The organism is Micromonospora sp. NBC_01699, from assembly GCF_036250065.1.
In the GTDB taxonomy this organism is placed as follows: domain Bacteria; phylum Actinomycetota; class Actinomycetes; order Mycobacteriales; family Micromonosporaceae; genus Micromonospora_G.
In genome coordinates this window covers 3,942,896-3,963,988 of sequence record NZ_CP109199.1, presented here as the reverse complement: position 1 = coordinate 3,963,988, position 21,093 = coordinate 3,942,896, and the positions used below count along the sequence as shown (strand labels likewise).

Sequence of the window (21,093 nt, the reverse complement as noted above, 5' to 3'; positions counted from 1 at the left end):
AGCGGATGAGAGACCTCGGTCGGATAGCGGTTCCCGGCGCCGGCATCGGCGCGAGCGCCGGACTGGCGGCCCTGGGACTCGCCCTGATCGTGGGCCAGCCGTTCGGCTGGGCGGTGGCCACCGGGGTGGCTCTCGGCCTGCCGATGGCGCTGGTCGGTGGCGGGTTCGGCGCGCTGCTCGGGGCGGGGATCATCACGCCCGGGGTGTTCGCGCCGGCCGGGCTCTACTGGTTCGTCGGGTTCCCGCTGGCCAGGCTCGTCCACGAGGTGCTGGCCGGTCTGCTGATCGCCGGTCGGCCGGCACTACCGCCGGACGTGCTCGGCTTCCTCGCGTACCAGGCGATGATCAGTCTCGGGTTCGCCATCGGGTTCAGTTGGCTGCACGAGCGGTTCGCGCCGGGCTGGTTGCGCCGGATCCGGCGGGACAACGAGCCGGCCGATCGGCTGTACGCCTTCTACCTGCGGCACGCCGAGGCGCAGTGGCAGGCACGGGAGAACCGGCGGCGGAATCGCGGCGCCGGGCAGGGGTTGGGCCGGCTGATCCGGCCCCGGACCGGAGGTAGGGCATGAATCTGCCCGGCTGGGTGTGGGCGGTAACGATCAGCGCCTTCATCGTGATGATCGCCATCGACTTCTACCTGGTGGCCCGCAATCCGCGCGACCCGTCCTTTCGGGAGTGCGTGGCGTGGGTGAGCTTCTACATCCTGGCGGCGGTCGCCTTCGGCCTGGTCCTGACCGGGACGGCCGGCGCCACGTACGGCGGGCAGTTCTTCGCGGGTTGGCTCACCGAGTATTCGCTCAGTGTCGACAACCTGTTCGTGTTCGTCATCATCATGAGCCGGTTCGCGGTGCCGGTGAAGTACCGGCAGAAGGTGCTGCTGATCGGCATCGTGATCGCGCTGCTGCTCCGGGGCGTGTTCATCGCCGCGGGTGCCCAGGCGATCACCCGGTTCGACTGGCTCTTCTACCTGTTCGGCGCGTTCCTGATCTACACCGCGATCAAGTTGGTCGGGCCGCAACAGGAGGACGAGTTCTCGGAGAACGTCGCGTTGCGTACGGTCCGGAAGGTGCTGCCGACGACCGAGTCCTACCACGGCGCGTCGGTGTTCGCACGGATCGACGGTCGGCGGATGGTGACCCCGATGCTGATCGTCATGGTCGCCATCGGTACCACCGACCTGCTGTTCGCGCTCGACTCCATCCCGGCGATCTTCGGCCTGACCCAGGAGCCGTACCTGGTCTTCACCGCGAACACGTTCGCGTTGATGGGCCTGCGGCAGCTCTACTTCCTGATCGGTGCCCTGCTGGACCGCCTGGTGTACCTGAGCAAGGGACTGGCGCTCATCCTCGCCTTCATCGGCGTGAAGCTGGTCCTGGAGGCGCTGCACCACGACGGGGTTGGGTGGGCACCCGAGGTGCCGATCGTCGTCTCGCTCGGGGTCATCCTCGGTACGCTGCTGGTCACCACCGTGGCCAGCCTGTTGAAGACCCGGCGGGACGGACGACGGGCGGTAGAACCCGCCGCCGTCCCGGCCGGTGGTGCCAAGGACGACGATCAGCCGGGGACCTCGGAAGTCGCCATGGCGGAACGTGATGCGTCCTGATCGGTTGTCACAGCTTCACGAGGTCGTTCTCGGTGCGCTCGTTCAGCAGCCGCGCGATCTCCTCGTCGCTCGGCCGGGTGGCTCGCCGCTGGGATTCCAGTGCGAGCGCCAGGCCGAGCCCGAGGGTACGACCGTCGGCGTTGAATCCACGCGGAAGGTTCAGTCCGCGCCGGATTCGGTTGAGGAAACGTACGAACTCTCCTTGGCTTGCCATGACCTCTTCACCTCGTCGGTTATTGGCGTTCCCGTGAAACGACGTCCCACGGGAGGTACGCACCGGCCGGGCTTGCGGGCTGGGTGCCGCGTTGCGCCCAGCGGGACGGGTGCGTGTGTTCGATGTGGTCAGCGAGGGTCCGGGCTGGCAGGTCCGGGCCCTCGGGGCATCCCGGTGTGACCTGGCGGCGCAGCCGGGGGTCCGGCCCGTCGTGCGGGAGATGGTTCCGTTCACCGTGGACCTGCTTCGTTGGCCCGATTCCCGTTGCGCCGGTCTTCAGCATACAGGTTTTTGTATGCAGGCTTTGATCCAGTGACCAAGGCCACCACGCTGCCGGCCGACGGGTCCCCAGGTCGGGAGCGTGGTGTCGGTCCCACGGAAAACTGTCGCTAACCCCTAGACACCCCGCTGTTACATGAGCCACGATATTGCCTACCCCATACGGTATGCAATCCTTGATGGTGGCGGAGGAACCCCATGACTCGTCAGCGACATCGAGCCCGTGCGGCGACCACCGCTGACGCCGCGAATCACCCGCGATCCGTGCCGCCCGGCCCGCCCCGGCCGGTGACGCGCGACCGTGCCCAGCCGTGGACGAGGGAGGTTGCCCTGGTCGAGCAGCCGATGTGGAGCCGTGCGCCGAGCGCGCCCGTCGCGCCGCGCCCGCACGCGTCCCGGAACAGTTTTCCAGCCCAACACCGCCGGACCCGCCGCATTCGTGCACGCAGGTCACCGGCGGCGACTCAAGGGAGTTGAGAAACATGGTTCAGACCGCGAGGGAATCCGTCGTGGACCCGATCCTCGCCGAGCCGAGTCGTGATCCGGAGCGGATCTCGGGCGGACACCTGGTCGCCAAGGCACTCAAGGCCGAGGGTGTGGACGTCATCTTCACGCTCTGCGGCGGCCACATCATCGACATCTACGACGGTTGCGTCGACGAGGGCATCGCGGTGGTCGACGTCCGGCACGAGCAGGTCGCCGCGCACGCGGCCGACGGCTACGCGCGGGTCACCGGCAAGCCGGGATGCGCGGTCGTCACCGCGGGCCCCGGCACCACCGACGCCGTCACCGGTGTGGCGAACGCGTTCCGGGCCGAGAGCCCGATGCTCCTGATCGGCGGTCAGGGCGCGCTCAACCAGCACAAGATGGGCTCGTTGCAGGACCTGCCACACGTCGACATGATGACGCCGATCACCAAGTTCGCCGCCACCGTGCCGCACACCGCGCGGGCGGCCGACATGGTCTCGATGGCGTTCCGCGAGGCGTACAACGGTGCTCCGGGACCGTCCTTCCTGGAGATCCCGCGTGACGTGCTCGACGCCGAGGTGCGCCTGGCCGACTGCACCATCCCGGAGCCCGGTCGTTACCGGGCCTCGACCAGGAGCATCGGTGACCCGGCGGCCATCGAGCAGCTTGCCGACATCCTGGTCAAGGCCAAGAAGCCGACCGTGCTGCTGGGCACCCAGGTCTGGACCGCGCGGGGCAGCGACGCCGCCATCGACTTCGTCCGGACGCTCAACATCCCGGCGTACATGAACGGGTCGGCGCGTGGCACGCTGCCCCCCGGCGACCCGCACCACTTCCACCTGTCGCGGCGGTACGCGTTCAACAACGCCGACGTCATCATCATCGTCGGCACCCCGTTCGACTTCCGGATGGGCTACGGCCGCCGGCTGCCGAAGAACGCGACCGTGGTGCAGATCGACATGGACTACCGCACCGTCGGAAAGAACCGCGACATCGACCTCGGGCTGGTCGGCGACCCGGGCGCGATCCTCGCCGCGGTCGCCCAGGCGGCATCGGGCCGGATCGACAACGGCGCCGCCGGCCGCAAGCCCTGGTTCGCCGAGCTCCGGGCCGAGGAGACCTCGGCGTACGAGAAGCGGCTTCCGCGCCAACTCTCCGATGCCAGCCCGATCCACCCGCTGCGGCTGGCACACGAGATCAACGAGTTCCTCACCGAGGACTCGATCTACATCGGTGACGGTGGCGACATCGTGACCTTCTCCGGGGGCGTGGTGCAGCCGAAGTCGCCGGGCCACTGGATGGACCCCGGTCCGCTGGGCACCCTCGGCGTCGGCATCCCGTTCGTGCTCGCCGCCAAGTACGGCCGGCCGGACAAGGAGGTCGTCGCGCTCTTCGGCGACGGCGCCTTCAGCCTCACCGGCTGGGACTTCGAGACCCTGGTCCGGTTCAACCTGCCGTTCGTCGGCGTGGTCGGCAACAACTCGTCGATGAACCAGATCCGCTACGGCCAGGCGGCGAAGTACGGCGCCGCTCGGGCCCGGGTCGGCAACACCCTGGGCGACGTCCGCTACGACGAGTTCGCCCGGATGCTCGGCGGGTACGGCGAGGAGGTGCGCAATCCCGAGGACATCGGCCCGGCCATGCAGCGGGCCCGGGAGTCCGGCCTGCCCTCGCTGATCAACGTCTGGGTCGACCCGGACGCGTACGCCCCGGGCACGATGAACCAGACCATGTACAAGTAGGGGGCCTTCGGCCCCGGAATCGAAATAGTGGTCCGGGTGGACGGTAGGGCTCACCCGGGAGTGGTCCGGGTGGGACCTTGGGTCCTGGTCGGAGTGGTGGGGGATGGTGCTTGCACTGCTGGCCAGTGGGGATTGGCCGGACCAGCGTCGACCGGCGCGGCGGGAGCCGTACCGGTCGACGCTGGCGTGTGTGGCCTTGCTCCGCCGCGCGCCGTAGCGCCCACGACGAGAACCCGCCACCACCTCGGGAACGGGTGGTGGCGGGTTTCGGGGTGTTCGTTCAGGCCAGAGCGTCCCGCTCAGCGGCCTCCTTGCGCCGCTTGTGGTAGCTCTCCCTGGTCCGTTCGGTGTGCCGGCGCATCATGTCGCCGGCGCGCTTGCCGTTGCGGCTGGCGATGACCTCGATCAGGGCCGCGTGCTCGTCCCACGCCTCCCGGCCCCGGGACCGCGCGATCGGCAGGTAGTACCAGCGCACCCGCCGGTCCACCAGCGCGATCAGCTCGGCCAGGACGTTGTTGCCCGACATGGACACCACGTACGCGTGCAGGGCCGCGTTGGCGGCGACCATGCCCTCCTGGTCGTCGTCGCGCAGCGCCTTCTCGCCGGCGCGTTGCAGGCCCCAGAGGTGCTCGATGTGCTCCGGGGTGGCCCGGCGTGCGGCCAGCCGGGCCGACTCGGTCTCCAGCAGCGTACGGGCGGCCAGGAGCTGGTCCGCCTCGGCCTCGGTCGGCACGTGGACGAACGCGCCGAGAGCGGGCCGCAGGTCCACCCAGCCCTCGCTGTGCAGCCGTTGCAGCGCCTCCCGGACCGGTTGCCGGCTGACTCCGAGCTGGGCGGCGAGCTCGTTCTCGACCAGGTGCTCGCCGGGTTGCAGCTCCCGATTGATGATCATTTCGGCGATCACGTCGTAGACCGCCTGACGCAGCGGGGCGGGACGCTCCAACGGCTGGCGTACGGCCCGAGCCTCGGCTCGTGCGGCGGCGAGCCGTCGTCCACCGCTGGCGGCGGCTGGCGGGCTCGTGTCCCAGTCCGTCATGGAAACCTCCGGCTCTGCTGGATCGCTCGGACGTTGGGTCGTCCGAATGTGTTCATAGCATACAGTCGCCCAGATGCAATAGATCTCTGCTCTTACGGCGAGGTCGGGCCGCGTCGATGCGGCGGCGCTGCCGGCCGCGCGGCCCGTACGTCGGTGTTGCCACCAGCGCACGCCCACCGACCGGTGGGCGTGCGCTGGGTGCCGGCGGCGAACCGGGGCGGGGTCGCCGGGCCGGCGGGCGGCGGGTCCGGGCTCGGGTGCCGTGGGCCGCGACGCCCACGGACGCCCGGACCGGCCGTCGGGGTGCAACCGGGTCGGTCAGTGCGAGCCGGTCGGCGTGCTCTCCGGCACCGGCTCGTACTCGTTGACCTTCGCGATGGACAGGCCGTGCGCGGTGTTCGCCTCGCGTTCGATCATCACCTCGACCAGCACCGGACGACTGGTGCGCTTCGCCTCCTTGCTGGCCCAGGCCAGTGCGTCGGCGATCTCACCCGGTTCGGTGACCCGCCGACCGGAGCAGCCGTACGCCTCCATGATCTTGACGTTGTCGGTGCCGAACTCGTCATAGTGGATGTCCACCTCGAAGTTCATCTGGTAACCGATCTCGGCCTGCCGGATCAGTCCCAGGTACTCGTTGTTGAGCATGACCAGCACGAACGGCACGTTGTACTGGGCCGCCACCGCCAACTCCTCGACCAGGAACTGGAACGAGTAGTCGCCCACCACGCCGACCACCTCGGCGTCCGGCCGGGCCGACTTCACCCCGATCGCCGCCGGGATCTCCCAGCCGAGTGGCCCGGCCTGCCCGCAGACCTGGTAGTGCCGGGGCTTGAAGACGTTCTGGAACTGTCCCGACCAGATCTGGTAGAGGCCGATCGCGGTGACGAAGTACGTCTCCGGGCCGAAGAAGTCGTTGATCTCCCGGAAGACCCGGGGCGCCTTGATCGGCACCGAGTCGAAGTCGTCCCGACGGGTCAGCGTCCGGCGCAGCGTACGCACCCGCGACACCCACGCGTCGCGGTCGACCCCGGTGCCCCGGCGCTTGACCGCGTCGAGCAGTGCGGTCAGGAAGGCGCCGGTGTCCGACACGACACCGAGGTCCGGGCCGAACACCCTGCCGATCTGGGTCGGCTCGATGTCGACGTGGATGAACTTCCGGTCACCCCGGTAGGTCTCCAGGTCACCGGTGTGCCGGTCACCGAACCGGGCGCCGAGCGCGAGCACCAGGTCGGACTCCAGGAAGGACGCGTTGCCGTACCGTTGGGTGGTCTGAATGCCGGTCATCCCGGCGAAGAGGTCGTGGTCCTCCGGAATGGAGCCCTTGCCCATCAGGGTGACCTGGACCGGGATGTTCAGCGTCTCGGCGACCTCGCGCAGCAGGTCGCTGGCGTCGCCGAGGATCACCCCACCGCCGGCCAGGATCAGCGGCCGCTCGGCGGCCAGCAGCAGGTCCAGGGCCCGTTCCACCCGCGGCGGGTGCGGTTCGACCCGGCTGACCGGCAGTGGGGCGTCGATGGTGGCGTCCCACTCGATCTCCTGCCGCGCCACGTCCAGCGGCAGATCGATCAGCACCGGGCCGGGGCGGCCGGACCGGGCGATCCGGAACGCCTCCCGGAAGATCCAGGGTGCCTGCGCGGCCTCCTTCACCTGCACCGCCCACTTGGTCACCGGCTTGGCGATCTCGACGATGTCGACCGCCTGGAACGCCTCCTGGTGCAGCTTGGTGGTGGGAGCCTGCCCGGTGATGCAGATCATCGGGATCGAGTCCGCCTGCGCGGTGTAGAGCCCGGTGATCATGTTGGTGCCGGCCGGGCCGGAGGTGCCGATGGCGACGCCGACCCGGCCGTTGGTCCGGGCCCAGCCGTCGGCCATGTGGGTGGCGCCCTCCTCGTGCCGGACGATGAGGTGCCTGATGTCGCTGTTGCGCAGGGCGGCGTACAGCGGCAGGATGGCCGCGCCGGGGCAGCCGAACGCGATGTCCACGCCCTCCGACGCGAGCACGGCGACCACCGCTTCCATGCAGGGGATCTTGGCCATAGTTTCCATACCTCTCGAATGGGCGGGGGAGACGCTTCGCTCGGACGGGCGGGGGAGACGATCGGCGGAAACGGTCGGTCAGTGCCGGGCGGAGGCGCGGCGTTCGCGGGGCAACCACCCGAAGCTGTCCGCGCTCGGTCCGAGCGGCTTGTACTCACAGCCCACCCAGCCTCGGTAGCCGGCCCGTTCGAGCTGGCCGAGCAGCCCGTCGAGGTCGAGCCCGCCGGTGCCGGGCTGGTTGCGCCCCGGCGCGTCGGCGATCTGTACGTGACCGATGTGGCCGGTGTGCGTGGTGATCACCTTCTCCAGGTCCTCACCGTTGCTCGCCAGGTGGTACAGGTCGCAGAGCAGCCGTACGTTGTGCTGACCGGAGCCGAGGCGTACCCGGTCGACGACCGCGCGTACGTCGGCGGCGGTGGCCAGCGGGTAGGCCGGGTTCTGCGCGCTGTTGAGCGGCTCGACCAGTACGACCGCTCCGGCACCGGCGGCGGCCTCGGCCGCGAGTGCCAGGTTCTCGGCGGCCAGGTCGTCCTGTGCGGCCGGATCCACCCCGTCCACCCGGTTGCCGTACAGCGCGTTCAGGGCGCGGCAACCGGTCACCTCGGCGATCCCGACCGCCGCGTCGATGTTGGCCCGGAACCGGGCCGAGTTCGCCGGCTGGGAGAGCAGACCCCGGTCGCCCGCGGCCATGTCACCGGCGTCGAAGTTCAGCCCGACGAGCCGGACCCCGGCCCGGTCGAGCGCGTCGACGAACGCCGCGACGTCGCGGTCGCCCGGAACCGGCTCGGCGAACGGCCACCAGAACTCGACCGCGTCGAAGCCGGCCTCGGCGGCGGCCGCCGGCCGTTGCAGCAGCGGAAGCTCGGTGAACAGGATGGAGAGGTTCACGTCGAACCGGAGGTCGTGTGCCGTCATGCGTGCGGACTCCTTGCGGACCGGGCCGGCTGGCCGGCTGGTGGGGGTGGACCGGTGCCGCCGCCCGCGCCGGTCGCGACGGCACGGGCGGCGGCTGGCGGTGGTGGGACCTCACACCGCCGGGTACCGGGCATGGGAGGGGAAGTTGCCGTACGGGCGTTCGTCGGTCGGACCCTCGGTGACGGCGTGGACCAGCAGTGCACCGCCGACGAAGGCACCGCGCCAGGACGCGCCCTTGCCGCCGAACACCTCCTGCCGGTCACCCCGCGACCGGGGCCGGTTGACGCCGACCTTGAACGCCTGCAACTCGCCGCCGAGCCGGTACGCGGTCGCCTCGTCGTCACAGGCGATCGAGGCGACCAGCGCCCCGTTGCTGGCGTTCATCGCGGCCAGCAGCTCCGCCTCGGTGTCGACCAGGACGATGGTGTCGACCGGCCCGAACGGCTCGGCGTGGAACAGCGGCGAGGACGGCGGCGGGGCCAGGATCGCGGTCGGCGGCAGGTACGCCGACGTGTCCTGCCCCGGCAGGAAGTGACCACCGTCGAGCGAGCCGCGGTAGATCGGTACGCCGCCCTTGTTGATGGCCTCGTCCACCGCGTCGTTGAGCTCCTTGACCTTGGCGTCCTTGATCAGTGGACCGAAGTCGAGTTCGGGTGGGTCGTCCCGTCCGTCCTCGACCGCCAGCGGGTGCCCGAACCGCACCCCGCGCACGGCCGGCAGGTACGCGGCGAGGAACTCGTCGAACAGTGAGCGCTGTACGACGTACCGGGGGTAGGCGGTGCACCGCTGTTTGGCGTACTCGAAGGACTTGCGCACATTGGCGGCGAGCAGTTCCCAGTCGCTGAACTCCCACACCCCCCAGCAGTTGAGTCCCTCCTGTTCGAGGACGTGCCGCTTGTCCGAGTCGACCAGTCCGGCGGCCACCTGGCTGCCGACGTCCCGGCCGCCGACGAAGAAGACGCAGCCGATCTCCGGTGCCGCGACCAGCACCGAGGAGAGTTCGGCGCCGCCGCCGCTGATCAGGGTGAACGGCAGGCCGTGTCGGGCGGCGAGGGCGACGGCCAGGGTCAGGCAGCTGACCCCGCCGTCGGAGGGCGCCTTGGCGATCACCGCGTTGCCGGCGAGCGCCTGGACCAGCATCGCGTGCATGATGACGCTCATCGGGTAGTTCCAGCTCGCGATGTTGCTCACCGGGCCGGGCAACGGGGTCCGGCCGTCGAGCATGTCGTCGACCTCATCGACGTACCAGCGGACCCCTTCGATGCACCGGTCGACGTCGGCCCGGGCCAGCCGCCAGGGCTTGCCGATCTCCCAGACTAGGAGCAGGGCGAGCAGGTCCCGGTGCTCGGTCAGGGCGTCCAGCGCGGCACCCACCCGCGCCTTGCGGGTGGCCAGCGGCAGGGCGGACCAGGTTCGGTGGGCGTCCAGGGAGGCCCGGACCGCGGCGGTCGCGGTTTCCCCGGTCACCCGTGGCGGGCCGGCGATGGGGGTGCCGTCGACGGGCGAGGTGGCCGGGGCCGGTGACCCGTCGGGTTGCCAGCGGCCGTCCCAGTAGTTGCAGAGGCGGCCGTCGAGGAACGCCTCGGGGGCCACCTGCCGGCAGCGGGTGTAAACGTCTGACCAGGCGGTGCCGGGCTTGAGGATCAGGGGCACGGGAGCCTCCAGGGCGTCGGGTGTCCTGCGGGTGTGCTGGCGCGCCGGGTCGCGTCAGGCGTCTGGTACGCCGAGGACGCCGGCGTCGCGCCGCCGGCCGTGGCCGGCACCGGATCCCGGTGTTCACGGCTGGGCCATTGCGCGTACTGCATACAGTATGCGGTCGGCCGACCCAGTGCAAGGCTTCGGTCGACGGACAACAGCTTCTGGCGTGCGGTTTTGCGGCGGTCCCGGTGGCCGCTCGACCGCACCGGTTCGGGTGGAGAAACAACGCGGGGTCGCCGGGGGCGAGGCCGGGTCCCGCCGGGTACGGCCGGGGATCAGGCCGCCGTGTTGCCGGGTACCGCCGTGCGTCGGGCGGTGGACCTGGCCAGCAGGTCGGTGGCGGCGTAGACGGTGCGCAGGGTGGGTGCCGGGGCGCTGGTGATGTCGGCCATCTCCACCACGGCCGCGACGATGGCGTCGAGCTCCAGTTCCTTGCCCGCCTCCAGGTCCTGCAACATGGAGGTCTTGTGGTGACCGACCCGCTGCGCGCCGTCGATCCGCTTGTCGACCGAGATCTCCGGGTTGCTGCCGACCCGTGCCGCGATGTCCAGCGTCTCCTCCATCATCTGCGCGACCACCCGACGGGTGCCGGGGTTCTCGCAGATCTCGATCATCGTCGCCCGGGTCAGGGCACTGATCGGGTTCAGGGAGACGTTGCCCATCAACTTGATCCAGATGTCGTCGCGCAGCCGGGGCTCGACCGGGCACTTCAGACCACCGGCGACCATCGCCGCGCTGAACTCCGTACAGCGCCGGGAGATCGAGCCGTCGGGCTCGCCGATCGAGAACCGGGTTCCCTCCAGGTGGCGGATCACCCCGGGAGACTCGATCACCGTGGCCGGGTAGACCACGCAGCCGATCGCCCGCTCCGGCTCCATCACCGCCGAGGTCTGCCCGTCCGGGTCAACCGCCTGGATGCGCTGGTTCTCGTAGGGCCCGCGCAGCTTGTGGAAGTACCACCACGGGATGCCGTTCTGGGCCGCGATCAGCGCGGTCTGCGGCCCGAGCAGCGGGGCGAGCAGTGGCCCCGCCGAGGCGTACGAGTGCGCCTTGAGGCCCAGGAACACGTAGTCCACCGGCCCGACCGCCGCGGGGTCGTCGGTGGCGTGTGGATGTGCCGAGAAGTCCCCGCGGGGACTGAGGATCCGGACTCCGTTCTGTTGCAGCGCGGCCAGGTGGGCACCGCGGGCGATGAGGTGGACGTCCACTCCGGCGCGGCAGAGGGCCGCGCCAACGTAGGCGCCGATGGCGCCGGCTCCGAGCACTGCGACTCGCACGGGCTGCTCCCTTCGAGCGCACACAAAAAGACCAGGCTTCTGTATGCGTTATGGGGAGTACAGTATGCAATAGGGGTTCGTCACTGACAAGCCTCGGCGACCAGCGCCCGGAACGGGCGCCGCTGACGCCTTGCCGCCGTACGGCCCGCTGTAGGGTCAGCTCCGACGGCATGCCACCACCCGACGCACGCGGCAGGGACGCGGCCGGGGGTCGCCGACGAGGAGGATCAGTCCACAACGTGGCGAAGACGTTGAAGATCACCACCCGGAACGCGAGCTTCCAGCAGTGGCAGGCACTGCTGACCAACCGCACCAAGCGCCAGCGGGCGGGCGAGTTCCTGGTCCAGGGCGTACGACCGATCACCCTGGCGGTGCAGCACGGCTGGACCATCCGCGCCCTGCTGCACCCGTACGGCCAGGGGCTGTCCCGGTGGGGCCGGGACCTGCTCGACCAGGTCGACACCACCCGGGTGGTGCTGGCGCCGGAGCTGATGCGCGAACTCGGCGGCAAGGACGACGAGTCACCGGAACTGCTCGCCGTGGTGGAACTACCGCCCGACCGCCTCGACCGCCTCCCCGAACGGGAAGACCTGCTGGTGGTCGTCTTCGACCGACCGACCACACCGGGCAACATCGGCACCCTGGTCCGCTCCGCCGACGCGTTCGGCGCCACCGGAGTGGTGATCACCGGACACGCGGCCGACCCCTACGACCCGAAGGCGGTCCGGGCCAGCACCGGTTCGCTGTTCGCCACCCCGGTCGTCCGGGTCGCCACCCAGCACGAGGTCGTCGACTGGGTCGCCGCGCTGCGCGGCCGGAACCTGCCGGTGCAGATCGTCGGCACCGACGAGCACGGCGAGGTCGACGTCGCCGACCACGACCTCACCGGACCGACGGTCGTCCTCGTCGGCAACGAGACGCACGGGCTCAGCGCCGCCTGGCGGGAGGCGGCCGACCGGACCGTCCGGATCCCGATCACCGGCGCCGCCAGCTCGCTGAACGCGGCGGCGGCCGGCACCGTCGTCCTCTACGAGGCGGCCAGGCAACGGGCGCGGGCGTAGCCAGGCTCAGCGTACGACGATGGTGTGGCCGCCCCGGCGCGGCACGAGCTGCCCGATCACCGGATGGCCCGGCAGCTCGCCGGCCACCAGCAGCCCGCCCGAGGTCTGGGCGTCGGCGAGCAGCAGCGCCTCGTCGGCGTCCACCGCGTCGAGGTCGACGTGCGGGCGCACCCAGTCGAGGTTGCGCCGGGTCCCGCCGCTGACATAACCCGCGGCCAGCGACTCGCGGGCCCCGTCCAGGTACGGCACCGCCGCCGCGTCGAGTACGGCGGTCACCCCGCTCGCCCGCGCCAGCTTGTGCAGGTGGCCCAGCAGGCCGAAGCCGGTGACGTCGGTGGCGCACACGGCACCGGCCGCCAGCGCGGCGCGGGAGGCGTCGGCGTTGAGCGCGGTCATCAGCGCGATCGCCTCCGGGAACACCTCGCCGGTGCTCTTGTGCCGGTTGTTCAGCACCCCGACACCGAGCGGCTTGGTCAGGGTCAACGGCACCCCGGCCCGACCGGCGTCGTTGCGCAGCAGCCGCTCCGGGTCGGCCAGGCCGGTCACGGCCATGCCGTACTTGGGTTCCGGGTCGTCCACGCTGTGCCCACCGGCGACGTGACAGCCGGCCGCCGTCGCGACGTCGAGACCACCGCGGAGCACCTCACGGGCGAGGTCGAACGGCAGTTTGTCGCGCGGCCAACCGAGCAGGTTAACCGCCACCACCGGCTGCCCGCCCATCGCATAGACGTCGGAGAGGGCGTTCGCGGCCGCGATCCGACCCCAGTCGTACGGGTCGTCGACGACCGGGGTGAAGAAGTCGGCGGTGCAGACCAGCGCGCCCGCCCCGGTGAGCACGACGGCGGCGTCGTCACCGTCGTCGAGTCCCACCAGCAGGGTGCCGGCGCCGGGCGGCGGTTCGGGCCGGGTCAGGCCGGCGACGATCTCCTCCAGCTCGCCCGGCGGGATCTTGCAGGCGCAACCTCCGCCGTGGGCGTACTGGGTCAGCCGGAGCGCGGCCATCGTCATGCGTCCCAGCCTATGCCCGGTACGGCGCCGAAACGCCTCGTCACGGCGGCCCGGTCGCCCCGAAGGTCCCGGCGGGGACCAGGTCGTCCAGGCTGCGTTGCAGGTCGAGCCCCTCCGCGACGTGCAGCAACGCGCTGGCCACCAGCGGGGGAGGGTCGCGGTCGAGCACCACCAGCCCGACCGTGCTGGTCGCCGTCGGGCCGGTCAGCGGCAGTACCCGGGTGCCCGGTGGCACCCCGAGCAGGCAGAGCCACGCCTGCGGGATCACGCTCGCCCAGCGTCCACCGCGTACGTGCGAGCAGAGGGTGGAGATCGAGTTCGTCTCCATCCGGGGGGTGACCGTCACCCCGGCGCGGTGGAACAGTCCGTCGAGGATGCGCCGGTTCTGCATGTCGGGGGTGAGCAGGCAGAGCGGCAACCGCGCCACCTCGGCCCAACCGACCTCGGACCGGCCGGCGAAGTCGCCGTTCTCGGTGGTGAGCAGGAGATAACGCTCGTCGTAGAGCGGCACGGTCCGGTACCCGGCCAGCGGCTCGTCGGTCAGGTAGGTGAGTCCGGCGTCGAGTTCGAAGTCGGCCAGCCGGCGCAGGATCTCGTCCGAGGTCAGGGACAGCACGGTGAGGCCGGTTCCCGGATGCCGGTCCCGGAACGGGCCGGTGAGCAGGGACACCGGCGGCAGCGAGGCCGGTACGGCGCCCAGCCGCAACTGTCCGGTCAGTCCCTCGTGGCTGGTCCGTCCGAAGTCGGCCAGTAGCTGTTCCCGGTCGGCGAGCACCCGGCGGGACCAGGCGAGCAGCCGTTCGCCCTCCGGGGTGAAGCCCTCGAAGCGGTTTCCCCGACGCACCACCGCCACCCCGAACTCCGCCTCCAGCTTTCGGATGCCGTCGGACAGCGTGGGTTGGCTGACCCAGCAGGCCGCCGCCGCCCGTCCGAAGTGGCCCTCCCGGGCCAGCGCGGTCAGGTATTCGAGGTGCCGGAGGAACACCGTGAACCAACCCTTCGGTACGGGGGATGCGCGTCCAGGCGGAAAGCATCCCACCCCGGCCCCGCCGGCCGCTCCGGTCTCACACCTAGCCTCCTAGGACGATGTACGGGCGGTGGGCCGCGCCATCGGTATCGGTTGGGTCAACAGGTGAGGGTCGTTCGCGTACGACATAGTCATTCGAAACCTGACCTTGAAAGACTGTGCCGGTGTATGACTTCGATCTCCTCGTACTCGGTTCAGGTCCGGGTGGACAGAAGGCGGCGGTCGCGGCGGCGAAGCTCGGCCGGCGGGTGGCCGTCGTCGAGCGCGTCGACATGGTCGGCGGCGTCTGCATCAACACCGGCACCATCCCGTCGAAGACGCTGCGCGAGGCCGTCCTCTACCTGACCGGCCTGAGCCAGCGGGAGACCTACGGCCAGAGCTACCGCCTCAAGGACGACATCACGGTCGCCGACCTCGCCGCCCGTACCCAGCACGTGATCGGGCGCGAGATCGACGTCATCCGCAGCCAACTGTCCCGCAACCGGATCCGGCTGATCGGTGGCACCGGCCGGTTCGCCGACCCACACACGATCATCGTCAGCGAACACAACGGACGCGAGTCGGCGGTCACCGCCGCGAAGATCGTGATCGCGGTGGGCACCCGCCCGGCCCGCCCCGACGGAGTCGCCTTCGACGAACGTACGGTGGTCGACTCCGACGGCATCCTCAACCTCGAACAGGTGCCCGGCTCGATGGTGGTGGTCGGCGCGGGCGTGATCGGCATCGAGTACGCCTCGATGTTCGCCGCGCTCGGCACCAAGGTCACCGTGGTCGAGCGACGCGACCGGATGCTCGACTTCTGCGACCTGGAAATCGTCGAGGCGTTGAAGTACCACCTGCGCGACCTTGCCGTGACGTTCCGGTTCGGTGAGGCGGTCGCCTCGGTGGAACGGCATCCGCGCGGTGCGATCGCCGTACTGGAGAGCGGCAAGCGGATCGCCGCGGACACCGTGATGTACTCCGCCGGGCGGCAGGGGACCGCCGATGCCCTCTCCCTGGAACTGGCCGGGCTGAGCGCGGACTCGCGCGGACGGATCAAGGTTGACGAGTGGTTCCGCAGCGCCGTGCCGCACATCTACGCCGTCGGTGACGTGATCGGCTTCCCCGCGCTCGCCTCGACCTCGATGGAGCAGGGCCGGCTGGCCGGACACCACGCCTGCGACGAGCCCGTACGCGAGCTGTCCCAGCAGCAGCCGATCGGGATCTACTCGATCCCCGAGATCAGCTTCATCGGCCGGACCGAGGACGAACTCACCGCCGCCCGGGTGCCGTTCGAGGTGGGCGTCGCCCGCTACCGGGAACTCGCTCGCGGACAGATCATCGGTGACTCGTACGGCATGCTCAAGCTGCTGGTCTCGCCGTCCGACCGGAGCCTGCTCGGGGTGCACATCTTCGGCACCGACGCCACCGAACTCGTCCACATCGGGCAGGCCGTGATGGGCTGCAACGGCAGCGTCGACTACCTGGTCGACGCCGTGTTCAACTACCCGACGCTGGCGGAGGCGTACAAGGTCGCCGCGCTCGACGCCATGAACAAGCTCCGGCACATCGCCCAGCTACCCGGATGAGAGGCGGGCTCAGGTACGACCGGTGAAGGCGGCCAGCAGACGCTCGGCGGCCAGCGTCGGGGTCAGGCTGCCGTCGAGGACCCGACGTTCGAGCTCCGGGGCGAGCGCGGTCACCGCGGGATGCTCCCGCAGCTCGTCGAGCAGGCCCGTCCGGACCATCGCCCAGAGCCAGCCCACCTGCTGGTTGCGGCGCCGGGCGGCCAGCTCACCGGAGGCGCGCAGGCTCTCCTGGTGCCGGACCAGCTGCTGCCACACCTCGGTCAGGCCGGTGCCCTCCAGCGCGCTACAGGTCAGCACGGGCGGCTGCCAGCCGGCTTCGCCCGTACGCAGCAGCCGCAACGCCCCGGCCAGCTCGCGCGCGGCGACGCGGGCGTCGTTGGCGTGCGGGCCGTCGGCCTTGTTGACCGCGATCACGTCGGCGAGTTCGAGCACCCCCTTCTTGATCCCCTGGAGCTGGTCACCGGTCCGGGCCAGGGCGAGCAGCAGGAAGGAGTCGACCATGTCGGCGACGGTGGTCTCGGACTGTCCCACCCCCACGGTCTCCACCAGCACCACGTCGTAGCCGGCGGCCTCCACCACGACCATCGCCTCACGGGTCGCCTTCGCCACGCCGCCGAGGGTGCCGGCGGTGGGGGAGGGGCGGACGAAGGCGGCCGGATCAGTGGCGAGCCGGGTCATCCTGGTCTTGTCGCCGAGGATGCTGCCACCGGTACGGGTCGAGGAGGGATCGACCGCCAGCACCGCCACCCGGTGTCCCTCGGCGGTGAGATGGCTGCCCAGCGCGTCGATGAAGGTCGACTTGCCGACCCCCGGTACGCCGGTGATGCCGACCCGCCGAGCGTTGCCGGCGTGCGGGGTGAGCGCGACCAGCAGTTGCTGGGCCAGTGCCCGGTGGTCCGGGCGCCGCGACTCCACCAGCGTGATCGCCCGCGCGATCCACGCGGGCGTCGCGGCGAGCACCCCGGCGGTGTAGTCGTTGACGTCCGGCATCGGTCGGGTCATCCGGCTGTCGGGTGGCCGAGTTGTTTGGTGAGTTGGGTGAGGAGGTCGAGCGCGGCGGTGGGGATGACGGTCCCGGGCGGGAAGATCGCGCTGGCGCCGGCCGCCCGGAGCGTGTCGAAGTCCTGCTCGGGGATGACGCCGCCAACAATGATCATGACGTCGGGGCGGCCGAGCGCGGTGAGTTCGTCGCGCAGCGCCGGTACGAGGGTGAGGTGGCCGGCGGCGAGGGAGTTGACGCCGACGATGTGGACGTCGGCCTCGACGGCCTGGCGGGCTACCTCGGCCGGAGTCTGGAACAGCGGGCCGACGTCGACGTCGAAGCCGAGGTCGGCGAAGGCGGTCGCGATCACCTTCTGCCCCCGGTCATGGCCGTCCTGACCCATCTTGGCGACCAGGATTCGGGGTTGGCGCCCCTCGGCGTCCGCGAACGCGGCGGTGGCGGCCCTGGCCTGTTCGATGGTGGTGTTGTTGCCGGCCTCGTTCCGGTACACACCTGTGATCGTACGGATCTGCGCGGTGTGCCGGCCGTAGACATCTTCGAGGGCTTTGCTGATCTCCCCGACGGTGGCTCTCGCGCGGGCGGCGTCCACGGCCAGGGCGAGCAGGTTGCGGCTCAGGTCGCCGCGTCCGGCCGGTCCGGCGGCAGCGGCCGTACGCAGGGCGTCGAGGGCGGCAGCCCACACCTCGGGGTCCCGGTCGGCGCGCAGTCGGCCGAGCTTGTCGACCTGTTCGGTGCGGACGGCGCTGTTGTCGACCCGCAGGACGTCGATGGGCTCGTCAGCGTCGGCGCGATGGATGTTGACGCCGATCACAGGTTGCCGGCCGGAGTCGATTCTGGCCTGGGTGCGGGCCGCCGCCTCCTCGATCCGCAGCTTGGGCAGGCCGGCATCGATCGCGGCGGCCATCCCGCCCGCGGCCTCGATCTCCTGGATGTGGGTCCAGGCGCGGGTGGCGAGGTCGTGGGTGAGGCGTTCGATGTAGTGGCTGCCGCCCCAGGGGTCGATGACACTCGTGGTGCCGGATTCCTGGGTGAGGAGGAGTTGGGTGTTGCGGGCGATCCGGGCGGAGAAGTCGGTGGGTAGGGCGAGGGCTTCGTCGAGGGCGTTGGTGTGCAGGGACTGGGTGTGGCCCTGGGTGGCGGCCATCGCTTCGACGCAGGTGCGGACGACGTTGTTGTACACGTCCTGGGCGGTCAGGGACCACCCCGACGTCTGGGAGTGGGCCCGCAGGGACAACGACTTCGGGTTCTTCGGCTCGAACTGGCGGACGAGTTTGGCCCAGAGGAGGCGGGCGGCGCGGAGCTTCGCGACCTCCATGAAGAAGTTCATGCCGATACCCCAGAAGAACGACAGTCTCGGGGCGAACGCGTCGATGTCGAGGCCGGCGGCTTGGCCGGCGCGGAGGTACTCGATGCCGTCGGCGAGGGTGTAGGCGAGTTCGAGGTCGGCGGTCGCGCCGGCTTCCTGGATGTGGTAGCCGGAGATCGAGATCGAGTTGAACCGGGGCATCCGGGTCGAGGTGTAGGCGAAGATGTCGGAGATGATCCGCATCGACGGTCCGGGTGGGTAGATGTAGGTGTTGCGGACCATGAACTCTTTCAGGATGTCGTTCTGAATCGTCCCGGACAGTTGCTCCGGTGCCACGCCCTGTTCCTCGGCGGCGACGATGTACAACGCGAGGACGGGCAGGACCGCGCCGTTCATGGTCATCGACACGCTCATCCGGTCCAACGGGATCCCGTCGAACAACTCCCGCATGTCCAGGATCGAGTCGATCGCCACCCCGGCCATTCCCACGTCGCCGATCACCCTGGAGTGGTCGGAGTCGTATCCCCGGTGCGTCGGCAGGTCGAACGCCACCGACAACCCCTTCTGCCCCGCCGCCAGGTTCCGCCGGTAGAACGCGTTCGACTGCTGCGCGGTGGAGAACCCGGCGTACTGACGGATCGTCCACGGCTGGGTGGTGTACATCGTCGGGTAGGGACCCCGCAGGTACGGGGCGATTCCCGGATACGCGTTCAGGAAGTCCAGGCCGGCCACGTCGTCGGCGGTGTACAGCGGGGGGACGGTGATCCCCTCCGGGGTCTCCCAGGCCACGGCCTCCGGATCGGCGCCGGTCCGGTCACGTACCCCGGCGCCCCAACCGCCCGACTCGGCGGTTGGCTCCGGGGTGCCGAGTTCCAGGTCGGAGAAGTCCGGGATCATCGATCCACCCCCAGGTCACGTAGCGTCGTTTCGAGAACCTCGACCGCGTCACAACCGGCGAACAGGTACGAGTCCACCCCGTCCCACCCGCCGGGCGGACCCGCCAACCACACCCGCCGTGCCCCCGCCGCCGCCAACGCGACCGCGACCGGACCGGCCAGGGCGGCGTACGTCTTGTCCGTTCCACACAGGCATGCGACCGTGGCGCCGCTGGCGGTGAACGCGGCGGCGATCTCGTCCGCGTCCGTTGCGGGGCCGCTGCGTGTCGTGGCGATCCCACCGGCGGCGAACAGGTTCGCCGCGAACGACGCCCGACCCGTGTGCGCCGCCACCGGGCCCAACGTCGCCAGGAACACGCTCGGGACGGTGCCGGTGGTCGCGGCGTGCGCCTCGGCCCGGTCCCGCAGATCCTCGAACAGCTCCGCGTAACGATGCCGGGGCAACCCACCCGAGGGCGGCGCCGGTGCCGCGCGACGAACCGGCAGGCGCTCCTCCAGGAGCGGGAACTCGCTCACGCCGGTGATCGGATCCCGTCGGTGGGCGAGGTTCTTCGCCCGCCGGTCCCAGGTACGGGCGAGCCGGTCGGCGACCAACCCGCTGCCCAGAGCGGCAGCGAGGCCGCCGGCCCGCTCGATCTCGGTGAACCACGCCCAGGCGGCCCGGGCGAGGTCCTCGGTGAGTCGCTCGACATACCAGGAACCACCGGCCGGATCGACCACCCGACCGACATTCGCCTCCGCGAGCAACAGCGACTGCGTGTTACGGGCGATCCGGCGGCTGAACCCGTCCGGGAGTCCGAGCCGGGTGTCGAACGGCTGCACGGTCACCGCATCCGCGCCACCGACCCCGGCGGCGAAACAGGCGAGGGTGGTACGAAGCATGTTCACCCACGGGTCGCGGCTGGTCATCATCGCCGCCGACGTCACCGCGTGCTGACGCTGGGCACCCGCGGTCGGTGCCCCGCACACCTGCGCCACCCGGGCCCACACCCGGCGGGCCGCGCGCAGCTTCGCGATGGTCGAGAACTGGTCCGCTGTCGCCGCGTACCGGAACTCCAGTTGACCCAGGGCGGCGGCGGGGTCGAGACCCGCATCGGTCAGCGCCCGCAGGTACGCGACCCCGGCCGCGACCGAGCACCCCAGTTCCTCGGCGTCACTACCCCCGGCGTCGTGGAAGACGGTTGCGTCCACGGTGACCGCCCGCAGGCCGGGGTACTCCGTCGCGCACCGGCCGGCAAGCACCGTCGCGCTTCGCAGGTCGGCGTTCTCGCCGGTGCGGGCCTGCCAGCCCAGCGGGTCGGCACCCAGGTTGCCGGTGAGTTGGGCGGCCGCGACACCGGACCCGGTGGCGAGCGCGAACAGGGCCGCCGCCGCGCGTTCGGTCGCCGGACCGGCGTCCAGTATCAGTCCGACCAGGTCGAGGTAGACCCCGTCGAGGGCTGCCGGAAACGCCGCCGGATCCAGGCCGCCGGGCTCCAGGGCCAACCAGATCGAGCTGCCGCCGTTTTCCAGGTCGGCGAGGATCGCCTCGTTGGTGGCCACCGGATCAGGATCCGCGTGACGCTGTCGGATGTCCCAACCCGAGCCGACCGGCCTGGTCGGCTGCCCGCCGCGGGTGAACGGCGGCAGGCCGGGCAGTCCGGCCTCGGGTGCGGCGTCGGCGCCGGTGTACAACGGCGCCACCCGGATGCCGTCGTAGGTCGTGCGGCCCAGCAACCCGGTGACCGCGTCGGGATGAGTGTTCTCGTCGGCTGCCCCGCTCTTGCGCAGTACGGCGAGCGCCAACTCCTGCCACTGGGCCAGCGTCGCGGGTGCGAAATCAGCGGCCAGGCTCAGCTCTGCTGGTAACCGGGTCATCAACGGAGACTAAGGGTGGTGTCTAGCGGCCCGCTCGCAGGCCCGTGACTCTTGTGTTGTTTCGGCGTGCGAGCATCCGGATCGCCCGTCGTCCCGAG

At 70.7% G+C, this 21,093-nt stretch carries 16 protein-coding genes; 5 read left to right on the top strand and 11 right to left on the bottom strand.

Annotated features, from left to right (window positions below):
- Positions 1–5 precede the first annotated feature (5 nt).
- Positions 6–569, top strand: a complete 564-nt coding sequence (locus OG792_RS17335; protein ID WP_329110824.1) for a hypothetical protein — start codon at positions 6–8, stop codon at positions 567–569.
- Positions 566–1,603, top strand: a complete 1,038-nt coding sequence (locus tag OG792_RS17330) for a TerC family protein (RefSeq protein WP_329110822.1) — start codon at positions 566–568, stop codon at positions 1,601–1,603. Before OG792_RS17335 ends, OG792_RS17330 begins: the two co-directional genes overlap by 4 nt.
- A gap of 7 nt (positions 1,604–1,610) precedes the next feature.
- On the opposite strand, the gene OG792_RS17325 is transcribed toward OG792_RS17330, so the two are convergent.
- A complete protein-coding gene (locus OG792_RS17325) occupies positions 1,611–1,817 on the bottom strand; it encodes a hypothetical protein (RefSeq protein WP_329110821.1) in 207 nt (68 codons plus the stop codon).
- 761 nt (positions 1,818–2,578) lie between these two features.
- On the opposite strand from OG792_RS17325, the gene OG792_RS17320 reads away from it, so the two are divergent.
- A complete protein-coding gene (locus tag OG792_RS17320; protein WP_329110820.1) occupies positions 2,579–4,306 on the top strand; it encodes a thiamine pyrophosphate-binding protein in 1,728 nt (575 codons plus the stop codon).
- A 280-nt stretch (positions 4,307–4,586) separates the two neighbouring features.
- On the opposite strand, the gene OG792_RS17315 is transcribed toward OG792_RS17320, so the two are convergent.
- From OG792_RS17315 to OG792_RS17295, 5 genes are all read right to left on the bottom strand, one after another.
- Entirely contained in the window at positions 4,587–5,342 is a 756-nt protein-coding gene (locus OG792_RS17315) for a GntR family transcriptional regulator (RefSeq protein WP_329110816.1), read from the bottom strand.
- Between the two features lie 318 nt (positions 5,343–5,660).
- Entirely contained in the window at positions 5,661–7,379 is a 1,719-nt protein-coding gene (gene gcl / locus OG792_RS17310) for a glyoxylate carboligase (RefSeq protein WP_329110815.1), read from the bottom strand.
- Positions 7,380–7,457: 78 nt separating this feature from the next.
- On the bottom strand, positions 7,458–8,294 hold the full coding sequence (locus tag OG792_RS17305; protein ID WP_329110813.1) for a hydroxypyruvate isomerase family protein: 837 nt from the start codon (positions 8,292–8,294) through the stop codon (positions 7,458–7,460).
- Between the two features lie 111 nt (positions 8,295–8,405).
- Positions 8,406–9,947, bottom strand: coding sequence for an aldehyde dehydrogenase family protein (locus OG792_RS17300; RefSeq protein ID WP_442932429.1), 1,542 nt, complete (start codon positions 9,945–9,947; stop codon positions 8,406–8,408).
- A gap of 320 nt (positions 9,948–10,267) precedes the next feature.
- On the bottom strand, positions 10,268–11,269 hold the full coding sequence (locus OG792_RS17295) for a 2-dehydropantoate 2-reductase (protein ID WP_329110811.1): 1,002 nt from the start codon (positions 11,267–11,269) through the stop codon (positions 10,268–10,270).
- Between the two features lie 239 nt (positions 11,270–11,508).
- Here OG792_RS17295 and OG792_RS17290 point away from each other — a divergent pair, with 239 nt between their 5' ends.
- Complete coding sequence (locus tag OG792_RS17290; RefSeq protein ID WP_329110809.1) at positions 11,509–12,330, top strand: TrmH family RNA methyltransferase; 822 nt, start codon at positions 11,509–11,511, stop codon at positions 12,328–12,330.
- A 6-nt stretch (positions 12,331–12,336) separates the two neighbouring features.
- Here the strand turns inward: OG792_RS17290 and selD are convergent, their stop codons facing one another.
- Positions 12,337–13,338 carry a selenide, water dikinase SelD gene (gene selD / locus OG792_RS17285; protein ID WP_329110808.1) on the bottom strand — a complete coding sequence of 334 codons (1,002 nt, stop codon included), beginning with the start codon at positions 13,336–13,338 and terminating at the stop codon, positions 12,337–12,339.
- A gap of 40 nt (positions 13,339–13,378) precedes the next feature.
- On the bottom strand, positions 13,379–14,323 hold the full coding sequence (locus OG792_RS17280; RefSeq protein ID WP_329110807.1) for a LysR family transcriptional regulator: 945 nt from the start codon (positions 14,321–14,323) through the stop codon (positions 13,379–13,381).
- A gap of 206 nt (positions 14,324–14,529) precedes the next feature.
- Here OG792_RS17280 and sthA point away from each other — a divergent pair, with 206 nt between their 5' ends.
- A complete protein-coding gene (gene sthA / locus OG792_RS17275) occupies positions 14,530–15,933 on the top strand; it encodes a Si-specific NAD(P)(+) transhydrogenase (RefSeq protein ID WP_329110804.1) in 1,404 nt (467 codons plus the stop codon).
- A 9-nt stretch (positions 15,934–15,942) separates the two neighbouring features.
- Here sthA and meaB read toward each other — a convergent pair whose 3' ends face one another.
- Genes meaB through OG792_RS17260 form a run of 3 tightly spaced genes read right to left on the bottom strand, consistent with a single transcriptional unit; the run spans position 15,943 to position 20,995 of the window.
- Positions 15,943–16,935, bottom strand: a complete 993-nt coding sequence (meaB, locus tag OG792_RS17270) for a methylmalonyl Co-A mutase-associated GTPase MeaB (RefSeq protein WP_329110803.1) — start codon at positions 16,933–16,935, stop codon at positions 15,943–15,945.
- A complete protein-coding gene (gene scpA / locus OG792_RS17265) occupies positions 16,932–19,139 on the bottom strand; it encodes a methylmalonyl-CoA mutase (protein WP_329110802.1) in 2,208 nt (735 codons plus the stop codon). The genes meaB and scpA overlap by 4 nt, the downstream gene beginning before the upstream one ends.
- A complete protein-coding gene (locus OG792_RS17260) occupies positions 19,136–20,995 on the bottom strand; it encodes a methylmalonyl-CoA mutase subunit beta (protein ID WP_329110801.1) in 1,860 nt (619 codons plus the stop codon). Before OG792_RS17260 ends, scpA begins: the two co-directional genes overlap by 4 nt.
- Between the last annotated feature and the right edge of the window lie 98 nt (positions 20,996–21,093).

Excerpts from the sequence above, each read along its gene's own strand:
- OG792_RS17330 (WP_329110822.1), top strand. The coding sequence starts at position 566 with ATGAATCTGCCCGGCTGGGTGTGGGCGGTAACGATCAGCGCCTTCATC.
- meaB (WP_329110803.1), bottom strand. The coding sequence starts at position 16,935 with ATGACCCGACCGATGCCGGACGTCAACGACTACACCGCCGGGGTGCTC.
- scpA (WP_329110802.1), bottom strand. The coding sequence starts at position 19,139 with ATGATCCCGGACTTCTCCGACCTGGAACTCGGCACCCCGGAGCCAACC.
- OG792_RS17320 (WP_329110820.1), top strand. The coding sequence starts at position 2,579 with ATGGTTCAGACCGCGAGGGAATCCGTCGTGGACCCGATCCTCGCCGAG.
- OG792_RS17305 (WP_329110813.1), bottom strand. The coding sequence starts at position 8,294 with ATGACGGCACACGACCTCCGGTTCGACGTGAACCTCTCCATCCTGTTC.
- OG792_RS17325 (WP_329110821.1), bottom strand. The coding sequence starts at position 1,817 with ATGGCAAGCCAAGGAGAGTTCGTACGTTTCCTCAACCGAATCCGGCGC.
- OG792_RS17260 (WP_329110801.1), bottom strand. The coding sequence starts at position 20,995 with ATGACCCGGTTACCAGCAGAGCTGAGCCTGGCCGCTGATTTCGCACCC.
- OG792_RS17315 (WP_329110816.1), bottom strand. The coding sequence starts at position 5,342 with ATGACGGACTGGGACACGAGCCCGCCAGCCGCCGCCAGCGGTGGACGA.
- selD (WP_329110808.1), bottom strand. The coding sequence starts at position 13,338 with ATGACGATGGCCGCGCTCCGGCTGACCCAGTACGCCCACGGCGGAGGT.
- gcl (WP_329110815.1), bottom strand. The coding sequence starts at position 7,379 with ATGGCCAAGATCCCCTGCATGGAAGCGGTGGTCGCCGTGCTCGCGTCG.
- OG792_RS17335 (WP_329110824.1), top strand. The coding sequence starts at position 6 with ATGAGAGACCTCGGTCGGATAGCGGTTCCCGGCGCCGGCATCGGCGCG.